We start from the raw sequence: 14,590 nt of genomic DNA on the forward strand, positions 1-14,590 counted from the left end.
CGTTACGGCGCCGGCGACGGTTGACGCGGCGCCGCGGTGACCAGCACCGCCAACAGCCAGCTGTAGAGCGTACCGAGCAGCACGCCCAGGCCCAGGCTGTGTACGAACGGCGTCGCCGACGCCGACAGCAGGCCGAAGCCGAACAAAGAGACCAGCGCGGCGATGCTCGTCGCCAGCAACGCCATAGGCCGTGCGTCACGGTTCTCGTAAAGGAACACGGCGTTGTCGACACCGAGGCCGACGACCAGCATCAGCGCCAGCACCGTGAACAGCGTCGCCGGGACGTCGAAGGCGCCCAGCGTGGCCAGCGTCAGCAGCCCGCTGCCGAACGGCACGGCCATCAGCCGCAGGCCGGCGCCCATGCCGTAGCGCATCGTCAGCAGCAGGGCGATCAGCAGCAGCGCACCGCCGAGGCCGAACAGCGCCAGATGGCGATAGTGCTGCAGTACCTGCGAGGCGTCGGCGTCGCGATCGATGAGCCGAACGTCGGGCAGGCCGGCGGCGGCGCTCGACAGCGCGCCGTCGTCGGCGACGCCGCCGATCAGGACCAGGCTCGCCACGCCATGGCCGGTCTTGCCGAGCCACAGGTCCCGCAGTCGCGGCCCCAGCGGCGAGTTCAGCGCTGTCGCCAGATCGATATGTGTCGCCCGCGCGGCCTCGAAGGCCGCCTGCTGTTGGGCAAATGCCTGCGCCGGAAAACCGAGGCGTGCCTGCAGGGTGGCCAGCGGACTGCCGTCGGCATAGACGGTCTTTGCCAGCAGCGCCGCATCGTCACGCTGACGCTGTGCCGACGGCACGAACTGCGACAGCGCGCGGTAGTCACCGAGCACATGGCGTTGCAGCAGCACGTCGAGCCGTCCGCGCAGGGTTTCCTCGTTTTGCAGCAGTGCTTCGATGTCACGTCCTTCGACGAGGAAAAAGCGCGTGTCGGTCACGGTACCGAGCCGCTCGCGGACCAGACTTTCCTCACTGAGCAGCGCCGGCGGCTCGGTGCGCAGCGCACGGACATCGTCGATGAAGCGCAGGCGCTGGCCGCCGACGATCAACAGGATGCCGCCAGCCGCGAACAGCAGGGCCAGCGTCGGCCGACGTGGCGCGCGCAGGCGGCCCAGACGATCGCGCCATGCGGCGATGGCCGGCGCGGCCGGCGCCGGCGTGCCGAGCAATACCGGGTAGATCAAAACGACGGTCAGATAAGCGGCAACGAGGCCGCTGATCGACAGCAGTGCCATTTGCCGCAGCCCGGCCGATGCCGGAACCAGGAACGAAGCGTAGGCGAGCAGCATCGACGCCATCGCCACGCCGATCGAGCGGCCGATGCGGCGCAGTCCGAGGCGGCCGTTCCACGGTTGCGCGTCGCGATAGCGATCGCTGAACAGCAGGATCGAATAATCGGTCGCCAGGCCGACCACGCAGGCCTCGAACACCAGCGCCACGATGTGGATGCGGCCGTAGACGGTGGCGACCGTGGCCAACGACACCAGCATCGCCGCACTCAGCGACAGCAGCACCAGCAGCAGCGGCCGTGGCGAGCGGAAGCAGAACATGAAGACCAGCAGCACGCCGGTCAGCGACAGCCCGCCGATGACGATGATTTCGAGGCGGATGCGTTCGCTGGTGGCGGCGGCGCGACGCAAGACGCCGGAGCCGATCAGCGTCACCGACGGCGACACCGCGCGTGCCGCGTCGATGGCGCTGCGCAGCGGCGGAATCGCTTCTTTCTGCAGATCGAGCCGGTACGGTGAATCGGCCAGGGTGACGCTGACCAGCAGGTCGATGCCGTCGTCGCGCTCGAGCACGAACTTGCCGTCGCGCGCGGTCAGCGCGCCGCCGGCCGGCGCCAGCTGCGCCAGATAGTGTCCGTAGAGCTGCAAGGGGTCGCTGGCAAACGCTTGCGTGCGTGTCAGCACTTCGGGGCTATACAGGCGCTGCCACTCGGCGTCGGCGTAGGCCTGGGCGCCGCGCTGTTCGAGTTGGTGGCGATCGCGGTCGGTCAGCAGCAAACGCTGTGCGTCGCCGTACAGCTGCGCGAATTCGGCATGCGACGGCGCATGGGTGAAACGCGCATCGGCGTAGGCCGGCGACGCGCGCAGGGTGGCGATGAAGGCTTGTGCCGCGGAGTCGGCGGTCGCGAAGTCCGGCGCACCGATCAGATAGAGGCTGCGCCGGCCGAGGATCGCGTCGACCTGCTTCAACGCGTGGCGCGTCACCGCATCGGGCGTGGTCTGCGGCAGCATCGCCTTGATGTCGGTTTCGAACGACAAGCGCGAGCCGGCAGCCCATGCCAGCCACAGACCGGCGACGATCATCATCGCGCTCCATAGCAGCAGTCGCGTGCGATTGTTCATCGTCGGCGCTATTCGAAGCGTGCGCGCTGCGTGGAATCGGCCGGCAACATGGAGCGGCTCACGTCATGAAGGTCGAGCGTGACGCGGTCGCCGCCATGCTCGAACAGTTCGATGTGTTCGAGTTCGTGATGTCCGGCGATAACGATGGCCTTGGTCGCGCCAATGTCTTCGCGTGGCCGCAGGCCGATCTGCCAGCCGCCGTCGGCGGCTTCGTGCAATGACATCGTGAAGTGCCGCGCCAGCTGCTCGACGTCGAGCGACAGGATCGCCGGCAGCACCCGAGTCCAGCTGCGCACGATCGGCTGACGTCGCGTATCGGTGCGCACGCGGGCGCCGAGCGCGCTGCGCTGCACGAGCGCATCGCGCGTCATGATCAGGTCGGACGCCGCCGGCTCGGTCGTGTGCCAGATCACGCCGAGATCGCGAATCAGCAGGAAGCTGCCACGCGCCTGCAGCGGTTTCGGCAGGCCGCGCAAATGCGTCGCCTGCTCGAAGTCGCCGCTGAAGACCTGGGTATCGCCGGGATGCACGGTGGCCGTGGCCAGGGCCCGCGCGACGTGCGCGGCGTCGGTGCCGTGCGCGAACACGGCTTCGGGGCTGACCGGCGTCGGTAGCGCCGAACTCTGTGCCACTGCGAGCAGGGCCAGCGCCAGGCTCGCGGCGATCATCGCGCAGCTCCGCCCCGGCGCTGACCGTGGTGACCACCGGTCCGCCTCACGTGCTGGGGTGCCATCGCAACGCTGGAAACACTCATCGATGCGCTCGAAAATGAACGCTCAGCTTACTGCAGCCGCGTGACGAGGTCGTTCGCACCGCGATACGGCTCATGCACGGTCGATCGCGTAGACCGCCTCGATTTCGAGCAGCAGCTCGCGCCGGCAGATATCGCCGCGCAGCACCATCAACGGCGTGTCGTCCGTGGCGCCGCGCAAATGGCGCAGCAGCGCGCTGGCGTAGACCGGCTCGTGATCGCCGCGCAAATAGAGTTTCAGCGATTCGACGCGGGCGCCGGCGGCGGCACCTGGCAGTGGGTGCTGACGCGCGCTGTCGAGCAGCGCGTCGACGTTGGCGATGATTTCATCGAGTTGCCGCTGCGGGTCGCCGACGTGGCGGCTTTCGTGGCCGACGATGCTGGCGGTGCCGGAGACCAGCAACCGCGCCGCGTCGCCGTCGCCGATCAGCGTGGCACGTGCGAAGCTTGGACTCTTGGGTCCGTATTCGCGCGGATACCGGAAGGCGCTGACCTGTCGCGGGTTCTCCACCTGCAGGCCCGGGTGGCGGCCCGCCAGCAGGTAGAGCACCAGGTCCGGCTCGAGCGTGCCGATGGCGGTGGCCGCCGGCAGGGCCGCTTCAAACGCCGAATCGGCAGCGGCCAGTGCGCGGTGGCGACCGACCGTGAAGCGCCGATAGCGCTCGCCATCGCCTTCGCCGGCATTGATGTCGGACAGGAAATTCCAGATGCGCACGATGTGCGGATAGCCGCTGTCGTGCAGCAGGCGGCCGAGGCGCTGGTACAGCGTCTGCGTTGCGCCCTCGAGGTCGCCCAGCTGGGCTTCCGGCACGCGGATTTGTGCGAACAGCGCCTCGCCGTTTTCGGCGTAACCGAAGCCTTCGTGCCAGCCGCTGCGAACCGGCAGCGTGCTGATCCAGCATTCGCTGGCGCAGGCGTCGCCCAGTGCTTCGAGCCCGACGCGCGCGCGGCGCGGGTCATCGTCTGGCGGCAGTGCCAGACCGAAGTCGATGCGGCCGAGCAGTGCTTCGGAATCGGCGGCGGTGGGGACGGCGTGCAGCAGTCGCAGTGAGCGGCTGTTGAAAATGGGAACGGGCATGATGGGGCGCATCATAACGGTGCGCCGCGCCGGCCGGTCGTGTCGCGGCGATGCGTCCGGTGCGCAGCGGCTGCGGTGTGGCGGTTTCGGCGCTACGGCGCGTTGATGACGCCGCAGACCGACATGTTTTCCGGCGAGCACAGGTCGGCACGCGAGGCGTCGGTGGCCTTGTCCTTGCCGCTTTCGACGGTCGGGTCCGGTGGCGTCGGCAGAAAGCCCTTGCCGACGAACATCAGGCTGCGCGTCACGACGTTGTGATAAATCTTGGCGTCGCTGTCGCAGCCGCCGCACGGCAGTGCGTCGGTCACGGCCTTGAGCTTGCGGTCGCCGTCGGCGATCGCGTCGCGCTTGCCATGCACGATGATTTCCGGGGTGCCGTCGGCATTGTCGATCGGCAAGCGCTTGTCGGCGGCGTGCGCCGGTACGCTGAGATCGAGACGCGCGCGTGGCGCCGCTGCCGATGGTGCGGGCGGCGTCTGCGTCACCGGCGTTGGAGCGCTCGGCGTGCTGGAGGCGGTGGCGGCGGCTGCCGTCGTGTCGCCGGCGTCTTCGGCGGGCGTGGCCGGCGTCTGCGCCGCAATCGCTCCGGCGAAGAACAAGGCCGCCGCTGCGAGCGGGCGACACAACATGCGGCGGCTGCCGATCGCTTGTGCGGGGGTCATAAGCGGGCGGATCAGGGCTTGGGCCAACGATAAGCGATTCCGTGTTGTCGCCGATACCGTGCAGTGGCCCTGCCGCCAAAGACCTTACATATTGATACCGCGCAGACTGGCTGCGCGATGTCGCGCCCGTCGGGTCGCCGCATCGGCTCGTTTAGGAAAAACATTCATCGGAACACGATCATGGCAAACCGATTGGCCAAAGCGGTGGCTTGGCTGGCGCCGCTGCCGGCATCGCTGCGTCGCCGCGCGACGACGCTGCTCTTCAATTCCCAGGTGCGCTTCGCTGGCACCGCCGGCCTGCGCTTTGAGGCCTTGACCGTCGAGCAGGCGGTGGTGGTGGTGGCCAACCGCCGCCGCGTGCAGAACCACATCGGCGGTGTGCACGCTGCGGCGATGGCGCTGCTCGCCGAAACCGCGACCGGTGCGGTGTTCGGCATGAACGTGCCGGACGACAAGCTGCCGTTGCTCAAGTCCATGCACGTCGACTATCAGCGCCGCACCCAGGGCGGCCTGCGCGCGGTGGCGATGCTCGACGCCGCGCAGCGCGCGCGGCTGGTGGATGAGGAGCGCGGCCATCTGGTGGTGCCGGTGCGGATCGTCGATGACAGCGGCGAACCGCCGATCGAGGCGACGATGACCTGGGCCTGGGTGCCGAAAAAGCGCGATTGATCATCGCGTGCGCGCGGTCGCGCCCGGCGGTTCGTCCAGGCTAGGCTCGCGCTACCCTCAGGCCACACGCACCGGGATGCGATCATGAAAAAACTGCTGGTGCTGGCGGCGCTCGTGGCCGGCTTGCTGTTTGCGTTCGCTCGCGGCGGTGAGGGTGGGCGCGGCCATGACGACGGTGCGATGCTGCCGTCCGACGCGACGCTGGCACAGGCGTTCGCCGATCATGCCGAACGTCTGCAGGTGCGCGGCGGCGGCCATGTCGTGGCGATCCTGCGCGACGACACCCAAGGCAGCCGGCACCAGCGCTTCGTGCTTCGCCTCGATTCCGGGCAGACGGTGTTGATCGTCCACAACATCGATCTGGCGCCGCGCATCGACGATCTCGCCGAAGGCGATCTGGTCACGTTCAGCGGCGAATACATCTGGAATCCACAGGGGGGGCTGGTGCATTGGACGCATCACGATCCGGCCGGCCGCCACGCCGACGGCTGGTTGCAGCATGGCAGTCGCATCTACCGCTGAAGCGGGCGTTCAGTCTTCGCGGATGACGACCTTCGGTTTCGGCGAGCCGTCCCAGCGAAACACATAGGTTCTGGCGCGGCGCACGCGCGTCACCAGCGCCGGTCGAAAACATGCCAGGCAGGTGCCGCCGTCGCGGCGCACGCTGGGATAGACGACGCCCAGCGCGCCGGCGTCGAGCAACTGCTCGGCCAGCGCCTGCGACGCGCGATAGTTGTCCGATTTCAGATACGGCGCGCAGCGCCGATCGTCGCGCAGGTCGTGCAGTTCGGCGTCGATGTCGGCGTGATAGTCGTCGTAACTGACTTCGTCGTCGTAGCGGTTGATCTCGGCCAACTGCACGGTCTTGTGGAAGATCACCTCGGCTTGCGAAGTCGCCAGCTCGAATGCCGCATACCAGGCGCCGCGTTCGGGGCCGTTGAAGCGCGCGCCGAGCGGGTGCGGGTGACAGAACGCGGCGTTGATGATGCGATAGTTCGGAATGCCGAACACCAGCTCGCGCACGCCGATGCCCGGTGCCAGATCGTTCTCGGCGAGCAGACGGTCGTTGGTGGCGTGATCGAGATCGAACAGCTCGGCCAGGTGATCGTCGTCATCGGCGATGCGCGCCAGCACGCTATCGCCGCCGGGACGCATGCGCGTCGGAATCAGGCGGTGTGTGCCGCGGCGTTGCACGCGGCGGACAGGCGGCGCGTACATCAGCCGCCGCGCCGACCGTCGAGCAGGCGTCGCACCGTCAGCATCGCCGGCACGCCGCCACGGATCATGTAGTCGAGCGGCCGTGCGCCGCCGAAGATGCGGTTGCTGTTCGGCAGCTGCAGCCACTCATCGGCCAGCGCCTCGCCGTGCAGGATGTTCAGGGCCTTGAAGATGCCGATCAAACAGGAGATCCGCGTCAGCCGGTCGGCATCGAGCACCTTGGCTGCCGGTGCCTTCTTCAGCTGGTAGAAGGGGCCGTTGCTCACCGCCAGGAGCTGGCGCGCATCGTCGTCGCGCAACCGCCAGTGCGCGCAGAGATTGAAGAATGCGCGGGCCGCGCCGCCGCTGAGTCGCTCGCGTTCGGACTTGAGCGACAGGTCGATCAGTGGCGCCGGATCGTAGCGCGTGTTCGGAAAGCTCGATGCGGTTTTCATGAGAACTCCTGATCAGGAGTCTATCAAAATCCGATCCGGACTCTGTGCAACAGGCCTAGAAAAAGTTTCGAGTCTTGAAGTACCAGTACAGCGAACCGGCGATGGTGCCGAGCAGGCCCAGTGCGTAGAAGTAACCGTAGCGCCAATGCAGCTCCGGCATGTTCTCGAAGTTCATGCCGTAGATGCCGACGATCAAGGTCAGGGGGAAGAAGATCGCCGACAGCACCGTCAGCACCTGCATGATCTTGTTGGTGCGGTGCGCGACCGCGGCGAAGTACAGCTGTACTGCGGCTTCGATATCGCGTTCCTGCCCACTCGCGTAGTTGAGCACACGGTTCACGTGCTCGACGAGATCGTGCACGCGGACCTGCAGGGTCTTGTTCCACTCGAACTGTGTGCCGCGACGCCAGGCGTCGAGCGCCTCGACCTGGCTTTCGGTCAAGGCTTCCAGGCGGCGCACCTGCTTGCGTGCGTCGAGCAGTGCGCTCCAGTCGGTGGTGGTGGTATTCGGATCGAGCAGATCGTCCTGCATCTCGGTCAGTTGCTCGGCCATCGGTTCGCGGATTGCCAGGAAGCGGTCGACCATGGTGTCGAGCAGCAGATGCGCGAGCAGCAAAGGCGAGCCCGGCGGCCGCACATGTGTGTCGAACAGCCGAGCGCGGACGCGCTGCACGCTGACGCTGTCGTGGTTGCAGATCGTCACCAGCACGCGCTTGAAGATGAACATCGCCGTGGTTCGCGGCTCGATCGGAAACGGCGCTTCGCCGGGACCCAGGCCCTGGAAGATCAGCATGTCGTAGTCGGCCGTGCCGTCGAAGAACGACGGGTGCCGACTGTTGAGGCTGTCTTCGATGTGCTGGGGGTCGATCGCCGCGCGAACCTTGGGTTCGGCCCAGCACGGCCAATCGGCCGCTTCGTCGCGAAAGAAGTCGGCCCAGAAAAAGCCGTTGGCCGGCAGGGGCTGGTTCGGGTCGATGCGGTGCGGCGGTTTGCCGTCTTCGAAGTGATAGAGCTCCATACGCTAACCATAAGCAGGACGGGCCTCGGCGGCCAAGCCCTCTGCGAACGGCAGCCCGCCGATATGACGGCGGCGCTGCGATATATTTGACGATAGATATATCGTACGATATATTTTCAGTACACAAAGACGACTCAAAAGGATAAAGCCATGCGTGGCATGTACGAACGTTTTCATCAAATCCGCGCGGCCCGCCACGGCGGCCGCCATCACGGTTTCTTCGGCTTCGGTGGTTTCGACAACGGCTTCCCGGAAATGGGCGATGGTCGTTTCCGCTTCGGTGCCGGCCGCAAACTCGGTTCTGCCGACCTGCAGCTGCTGGTGTTGTCGCTGCTCGCCGAAAAGCCGGGCCACGGTTACGAGCTGATCAAGGCCCTCGAAGAAAAATCCAAGGGCTATTACAGCCCGAGCCCCGGTGTGATCTACCCGGCGCTGACCTATCTCGAAGAGATCGGGTATGCGAGCGTCCAGCTCGAGGGCACGAAGAAGCGCTACCACATCACCGACGACGGCCTGACGCAGCTTGAAACGCAGCGCGAGACGGTCGATGCCCTGCTGCAGCAGCTGGCCTGGATCGGCGAGCGCATGGCGCAAATGCGCGAGACGTTTTCGGGCGCCGAGGCCGAGGATGACGGCCTGTTCGCTGGCTTCGGCCCGCGCGGCCGGGGTGGTCGCGGCGGTCGAGAGGGTCGCGGGGCCATGGCGGCCGAGCTGCGCCAGGCGCGACATGCCTTGAAGGCCGCGATGATCGAGAAGGTTCGCGGTTCGGCTGAGCAGCAGAAGCAGATTGCCGAGATTCTGGAGCGCGCTGCGGAGCAGATTCGCGCGCTGTGACGGGCGACGGCCGTTCAAAGAAAAAGGGAGTCTCCGTTGGGAGACTCCCTTTTTTGTGCGCAGGCCGCGTGGCTCGAATCCGCCGCGGTGACCGCCGCACGCCCGACACGCTGCCGGCGATCCCGCGCATTGCGCGCGGCCCTCGCCGGGTGGGTGTCGGGCTTTACTTCAACAGCTCTTCAATCGCCGCACGCTCTTCGCGCAGTTCCTTCTCGGTGGCGTCCATGCGGCCGCGCGAGAATTCGTTGACCGGCAGGCCCTGGACGATTTCGTACTGGCCGTTGGCGCAGATCACCGGATAGCCGTAGACGACGCCCGGCTTGATGCCGTACGAGCCGTCCGACGGGATGCCCATGCTGACCCACTTGCCGTCGGTGCCCAGCGCCCAGTCGCGCATGTGGTCGACAGCCGACGACGCAGCCGAGGCGGCCGACGACAGGCCACGCGCCTTGATGATCGCGGCGCCGCGCTGCTGCACGGTCGGGATGAAGTCCTTTTCCACCCATTCCTGATCGACGAGGTTGACCGCAGCCTTGCCGCCGACCAGCGTGTGGGTGATGTCCGGGTACTGGGTGGCCGAGTGGTTGCCCCAGATGATCATCTTCTCGATGTCGGTGGTCTTGGTGCCGGTCTTGGCGGCGAGCTGGCTCAGCGCGCGGTTGTGGTCGAGACGGACCATGGCCGTGAACTGCTTCGGGTCCAGCGACTTGGCGTTGCTCTGTGCGATCAGCGCATTGGTGTTGGCCGGGTTGCCGACCACCAGCACCTTGACGTCACGGCTGGCCTTGGCGTCGAGTGCCTTGCCCTGCACCGAGAAGATCTTGGCATTGGCTTCGAGCAGATCCTTGCGCTCCATGCCCGGGCCGCGCGGACGCGCACCGACCAGCAGCGCGTAGTCGGTGCCATCGAAGGCTTCCATCGGGTCGGCCGTGGCGATCACTTCCTGAACCAGCGGGAAGGCGCAGTCGTCGACTTCCATCACCGTGCCCTTGAGCTTTTCGAGCGAGTCGGGAATGTCGAGCAGCTGCAGGATGATCGGCTGATCAGGGCCGAGCATCGAACCGCTGGCGATGCGGAAAATGAGCGAATAGGCAATCTGGCCGGCAGCGCCGGTAATGGCGACCTTGACGGGCTTCTTCATGTATTGACTCCGCGTGAGTGAGGGGCGGGACTTCGAAAACGGGGTCGCAATTCTAAACAATCATGCCGCTGAGCGGGAAAAACCCCCAAAACGGTGCGTGAGAGGCCCCGAGATGAAATTAATTTCATGTCGACGCATCCGTGTGCGCCGCGCCGCCGTATTCCCTGTTACCAACCAAGGAAAACGGATCAGGGGAATCTCATGCGGATGCGAAATCAGCTTTGCAGCGTGTTGTGTCTTGCCGTGCTGCCGGCAGCCGCCATGGCATCGAGTCACCGCGAGGCGCCGATGATCGCCGGCATGCCGCGCGTCGATGCCAGCGATTTCTACATGTTTAAGTCGTATGAACAGGGGCGTGGCGACTACGTGACCCTGATCGCCAACTATCTGCCGCTGCAGGACGCCTATGGCGGACCGAACTATTTCAAGCTCGACCCGGCCGCGCTCTACGAAATTCACATCGACAACAACGGTGATTCGGAAGAGGATCTGACCTTTCAGTTCCGCTTCAAGAACACCTACAAGGGGCTCGCGGTTCCGACCGGTGCCGCCGCCGATGTCGCGGTGCCACTCAACAACATCGGCGCCATCGACAAGGACGGCGCCAACCTCAATGTCACCGAGACCTACACCTTGTCGTTGATCCGCGGCGATCGCCGCACCGGCATGAAGTCGGCGATCGCCAGCGACAGCGGTGCGACGACTTTCGACAAGCCGGCCGACAACATCGGCAGCAAGTCGATACCGGACTACGCCAGCTACGCGCAGCAGTTCATCTACAACATTGCCATTCCCGGCTGTTCCGAGCCGGGACGGGTGTTCGTCGGACAGCGGCACGACGGCTTCGTCGTCAACCTCGGTCAGGTTTTCGACCTCGTCAATCTGAATCCGCTCGGGGCCCGCAACTCGGGCAGCAACGCGATCGCCGACAAGAATGTCACCTCGCTGGCGCTGGAAGTCCCGGCGTCATGTCTGACTGCCAACGACGATCCGGTGATCGGCGGCTGGACCACGGCCAGCCTGCCGCAGTCGCGCATCCTCAATCCGACGCCGACCGGGCCGACCGCGAGCAGCGCCGGCAAGGGGCCGGCGGTCGAAGGTGGTGCCTACACCCAGGTGTCGCGCCTCGGCTCGCCGCTGGTCAACGAAGTCGTGATCGGCATCACCGACAAGGACAAGTTCAACGCCAGCGAGCCGAAGAACGACGTCGACAACTTCGGCACCTACGTGCTGTATCCGACGCTGCCGGTACTGGTCAACGCGCTGTTCGGCGTGCCGCCGCCGGCGACGCCGCGCAACGACCTGCTCGCGGCCTTCGTCACCGGCATCACCGCCACCGTCAACGGCAGCGCGTTCAAGTTCACGGCGCCGGCCAACCTGACCGTGCCGGGCGAGATGCTGCGCCTCAACACGGCGATTGCCGCTGAACCGATCGCACAGCAGAAGGACCTCGGTTTTCTTGCTTGCGACCTCGGTGGTTTTCCGAATGGCCGTCGCCCGGTCGACGATGTCGTCGACATCGCGTTGACCGTCGCCGAAGGGGCGATCACCGCCGACAATCCGAACAGCCTGCAGACCTGCGACGTCAGCGGTGCCACGCCGACGGTCGTCAACGAAGGTGCGGTGGTCAACGACGGCGCGCTGCCGGATCCGGCGTCGTATCTGACCGTGTTCCCTTACCTCGGCACGCCGCTGCCGGGCGCCACCACGCCGTCGACCTGAGGAGGCCCGCCATGATCAGGAACGCGATGTGGCTGAGCGTCGGGCTCGTTGCCGCCGGTACGCTGCTCAGCGGTTGCGACGACAACCATCACAACCGTAGCGGCATGATGGCCGGCACGCAGATCAGCGTGCCGGAGTTGGCGGTCGATCAGGTTGCGCGGCGTACCTGTGACGACGTCGAGCCCGATGAAATCAACACCGTGCAGTTTCGCGACAGCGATGCGCTGGTGCAGGTCGCCACACTCACCCCCGGCTGCGCGTACTAGAGGTTACTGCCGCCTCAAGTGTTGTTGGGGGTGCCCTCGTGAGGCCCGTTCGCGGGCCTCTTTTTTTGTAAGCAGGACGGATCAGAACGATAGCAGTCGCAGCGCGAAGGCACGTTCGACGAACCACAGCACGCCGACCGCGGTGACCAGCACCGAGCCCGGCAACAGCACGGCGCGGCGGTACAGCACCGAGCGGCGGAACGCGAAGGTCAGCGGAATCACGACCGCGACCAGCGACAGCTGCGCCGCCTCGACGCCGAAGTTGAACGCCGCCAGTGCCCAGACCCGGCCGGTCACCGGCAGCCCCAGATCGATCAGTGCGCTGGCGATCGCCGAGCCGTGGATCAGTCCGAACGCGGCAGCGATCCACGCCAGACGTCGATGGACCAGCGGCACGAGGTTGTTGAACCCGGCGAACGCCACCGTCGCCGCCACCGCCGCCTCGACCCAGCGCGACGGCCAGTGCACCCAGCCGAGCGCCGCCAGCGTCAGTGTCGTCGCGTGCGCCAGCGTGAATGCCGTGACGATGCCGGCGGTCTGCCAGACGGCGCCGCGCAGGTTCGGCGCCACCTGCCAGCCGCTGCGCGTACGCCACAAGACCGCCGGCAGGAACAGGCCGGCGAGAAACAGCATGTGATCGAGACCGGTCCAGACGTGCCAGACGCCTTCGTGAAAATAGGTACGGAACACGCGCCAGACCGACGGGCCGTCGCCGCCAAAGCGCACCGTACCGCTGTCCGGCGCCAGCACCGATGTGTACAGCGCGTCGTGCAGACGCAGAGTCAGCAAGCCGCGGTGCTGGCGGTCGAGATCGAACAGCAGCTGGTAACGGAGACTCAGTTGCTCGACGGCTTGCGGGCAATGACCCTCGAGATCGAGCGCGGCGTAATGGCCGTCGGCATGTTCGGCGATGCGCAACTGCGTGACGCGCACCGTGCAGTTGCGCGCATCGCCCTGCAATTGCAGACGCGACAGCGCGTAGTCGTCGATGCGCGCCCGGGCGTGACGGACCTCGCCCCAGGTGATGGCGCCGTCGTCGTTGACGTCGAGGCCGATCGCCGAGTCGAGATCGCGCAAGGCGATGTCCCAGCGTCCCTGCAGCGCGGCGCCGTCGACGTCGAGTTGCAGATAGCTGCTGCTCGATGCGTGCGCCGCCGCCGCCGGTGCGGCCAGTGCCAGCAGCAGACCGAGCGCCAGGCGGCTGGCGCGCTTCAAGACGCCAGGCCCTGTAACTGCGCGGCGAGGCGATGCAGGCGTGGATCCTCGATGCCGGTTTGCGCCATCCAGGTCAGCACCGGTGCCGCCGCCGCCGGCTGACGCGCGGCAACGGCACATTCGAGGAAGATGCGCGCGTCCAGCGGTTCGCGCTGCACCTGCCAGTTGGCCGCCGCCAGTTTCAGCGCGGCCTGTGGTCGATGCAGCAGCGCCAGCGTGTAACGCGCTTCCTCGCGGCGATGCGTCGCCTCGCCGCGTGCCCGTGTCGCGGCAAAGCGCTCGCCGAGCATGCGGATGTGCGTAGCCGCGGACTGCTGTGATGCGGCGTCCGGCAGTTGCGCTTCGGCTTCGGTCAGGCGCAGCAAGGCGTTGTTGTCGCGCGTCCGGCTGCGCAGACGCGCGACGACGGTCGCCGGCTCATGCTGGTCGAGCAGAAAGTCCGCTTCGGCAGTGTCGAGGTAGGGATCATGGCTGCCGGCCGCAGCGACGGCACTGCGTGCCCGCTCGAAGGCCGCACGCGCGGCGGCAACATGTTCCATGCGCGCGTTGATTTCGGCCTCCAGGCTCAGCGCCCACGCACGCTGATCGATCGGCAGGTCGTGCGGCGCTTGCGCGTCGAGTGTCGCGAGGGTGTCGAGCGCGGTCTGTGCATGGCCACTGACGCTGGCTGCGGCGGCCGCGCAACTCCCGACCACCAGCGCACCAGTGCGTCCGACCAGCGCCGCACAATCGCGTCGCGCCGCGGTCGGGTCGCCCTGGACCAGATGGATGACGGCACGCGTCAGCAATGCCGGCGCGTAGGCCGGTTCGCGTTGCAGCAGCGCGTCGAGCTCGGCGCGCGCCTGGTCGAAAGCATGGCGCTGTTGATGCAGGACCGCGCGCAGCCACGCGATGTCCAGCGGCGGCGCGGCGATCGCGTCCCAGGCCGACAACGCGGCCTCGGCATTACCGTAAAAGCGCGGATCGGCCTGTTCGCGGCCGAGTTCGATGGCCAGGCGCGCATAGGTCACGGCCGCCTTCGGGTCTTCGGGCGCGGCCTCGGCGGCGGTTCGCGCAGCGCGCAGCGCGCGCAGTTTGGGACTGGAGACGGCGGCGCGCTCAAGCACCGTCGCGTCGCGGTCCGGCACATAGGCGCGGACCGCCTCCAGCGCTGCCGCCGGCGCGGTCACCAGCATCAGGCCCAGCATCATGCTTGCAGTACCGCGGCTCCCCATGCGTATCGTCACTCGTCTGC

The 14,590-nt window shown here is 66.9% G+C and carries 15 protein-coding genes; 5 read left to right on the forward strand and 10 right to left on the reverse strand.

Annotated features, from left to right (window positions below; all coding sequences use genetic code 11):
* Positions 1-2 precede the first annotated feature (2 nt).
* The 4 genes from G7Y82_RS02870 to G7Y82_RS02885 all read right to left on the reverse strand — a co-directional run bounded on the left by G7Y82_RS02870 (position 3) and on the right by G7Y82_RS02885 (position 4,839).
* The gene (locus tag G7Y82_RS02870) at positions 3-2,348 is read right to left on the reverse strand and encodes an MMPL family transporter (RefSeq protein WP_168146477.1); all 2,346 of its coding nucleotides are present in this window, start codon (positions 2,346-2,348) and stop codon (positions 3-5) included.
* Positions 2,349-2,356: 8 nt separating this feature from the next.
* A complete protein-coding gene (locus G7Y82_RS02875) occupies positions 2,357-3,016 on the reverse strand; it encodes an outer membrane lipoprotein carrier protein LolA (protein WP_168146478.1) in 660 nt (219 codons plus the stop codon).
* Between the two features lie 156 nt (positions 3,017-3,172).
* Positions 3,173-4,177 (reverse strand): chorismate transformation FkbO/Hyg5 family protein, encoded by a 1,005-nt coding sequence (locus G7Y82_RS02880; protein WP_168146479.1) that lies wholly within the window; start codon positions 4,175-4,177, stop codon positions 3,173-3,175.
* A gap of 92 nt (positions 4,178-4,269) precedes the next feature.
* Positions 4,270-4,839 (reverse strand): hypothetical protein, encoded by a 570-nt coding sequence (locus tag G7Y82_RS02885; protein ID WP_168146480.1) that lies wholly within the window; start codon positions 4,837-4,839, stop codon positions 4,270-4,272.
* A gap of 180 nt (positions 4,840-5,019) precedes the next feature.
* Between G7Y82_RS02885 and G7Y82_RS02890 the strand changes: the two genes are divergently transcribed.
* Both G7Y82_RS02890 and G7Y82_RS02895 read left to right on the forward strand, forming a co-directional pair.
* Entirely contained in the window at positions 5,020-5,508 is a 489-nt protein-coding gene (locus G7Y82_RS02890) for a DUF4442 domain-containing protein (protein ID WP_168146481.1), read from the forward strand.
* A gap of 84 nt (positions 5,509-5,592) precedes the next feature.
* A complete protein-coding gene (locus G7Y82_RS02895; protein WP_168146482.1) occupies positions 5,593-6,030 on the forward strand; it encodes a DUF3465 domain-containing protein in 438 nt (145 codons plus the stop codon).
* Between the two features lie 9 nt (positions 6,031-6,039).
* On the opposite strand, the gene G7Y82_RS02900 is transcribed toward G7Y82_RS02895, so the two are convergent.
* From G7Y82_RS02900 to G7Y82_RS02910, 3 genes are read right to left on the reverse strand one after another with little or no spacing between them, the layout of a single operon-like run.
* On the reverse strand, positions 6,040-6,726 hold the full coding sequence (locus tag G7Y82_RS02900; protein ID WP_168146483.1) for an RES family NAD+ phosphorylase: 687 nt from the start codon (positions 6,724-6,726) through the stop codon (positions 6,040-6,042).
* A complete protein-coding gene (locus tag G7Y82_RS02905; RefSeq protein ID WP_168146484.1) occupies positions 6,726-7,160 on the reverse strand; it encodes an antitoxin Xre/MbcA/ParS toxin-binding domain-containing protein in 435 nt (144 codons plus the stop codon). Before G7Y82_RS02905 ends, G7Y82_RS02900 begins: the two co-directional genes overlap by 1 nt.
* A 55-nt stretch (positions 7,161-7,215) precedes the next feature.
* Entirely contained in the window at positions 7,216-8,178 is a 963-nt protein-coding gene (locus G7Y82_RS02910; RefSeq protein WP_168146485.1) for a magnesium transporter CorA family protein, read from the reverse strand.
* A gap of 150 nt (positions 8,179-8,328) precedes the next feature.
* On the opposite strand from G7Y82_RS02910, the gene G7Y82_RS02915 reads away from it, so the two are divergent.
* Positions 8,329-9,012, forward strand: a complete 684-nt coding sequence (locus G7Y82_RS02915; RefSeq protein WP_168146486.1) for a PadR family transcriptional regulator — start codon at positions 8,329-8,331, stop codon at positions 9,010-9,012.
* Positions 9,013-9,175: 163 nt separating this feature from the next.
* Here G7Y82_RS02915 and G7Y82_RS02920 read toward each other — a convergent pair whose 3' ends face one another.
* Complete coding sequence (locus G7Y82_RS02920) at positions 9,176-10,153, reverse strand: malate dehydrogenase (RefSeq protein ID WP_168146487.1); 978 nt, start codon at positions 10,151-10,153, stop codon at positions 9,176-9,178.
* A gap of 261 nt (positions 10,154-10,414) precedes the next feature.
* Here G7Y82_RS02920 and G7Y82_RS02925 point away from each other — a divergent pair, with 261 nt between their 5' ends.
* Together G7Y82_RS02925 and G7Y82_RS02930 are read left to right on the forward strand one after the other, a co-directional pair.
* The gene (locus tag G7Y82_RS02925; RefSeq protein ID WP_206370241.1) at positions 10,415-11,875 is read left to right on the forward strand and encodes a DUF4331 domain-containing protein; all 1,461 of its coding nucleotides are present in this window, start codon (positions 10,415-10,417) and stop codon (positions 11,873-11,875) included.
* 11 nt (positions 11,876-11,886) lie between these two features.
* Entirely contained in the window at positions 11,887-12,141 is a 255-nt protein-coding gene (locus tag G7Y82_RS02930; RefSeq protein WP_168146488.1) for a hypothetical protein, read from the forward strand.
* 81 nt (positions 12,142-12,222) lie between these two features.
* Here G7Y82_RS02930 and G7Y82_RS02935 read toward each other — a convergent pair whose 3' ends face one another.
* Both G7Y82_RS02935 and G7Y82_RS02940 read right to left on the reverse strand, forming a co-directional pair.
* Entirely contained in the window at positions 12,223-13,356 is a 1,134-nt protein-coding gene (locus G7Y82_RS02935; RefSeq protein WP_168146489.1) for a HupE/UreJ family protein, read from the reverse strand.
* Complete coding sequence (locus tag G7Y82_RS02940; protein WP_168146490.1) at positions 13,353-14,546, reverse strand: hypothetical protein; 1,194 nt, start codon at positions 14,544-14,546, stop codon at positions 13,353-13,355. The genes G7Y82_RS02935 and G7Y82_RS02940 overlap by 4 nt, the downstream gene beginning before the upstream one ends.
* Positions 14,547-14,590: the final 44 nt, after the last annotated feature.

The sequence above is a fragment of the Solimonas marina genome (genome assembly GCF_012241385.1).
GTDB lineage: Bacteria > Pseudomonadota > Gammaproteobacteria > Nevskiales > Nevskiaceae > Solimonas > Solimonas marina.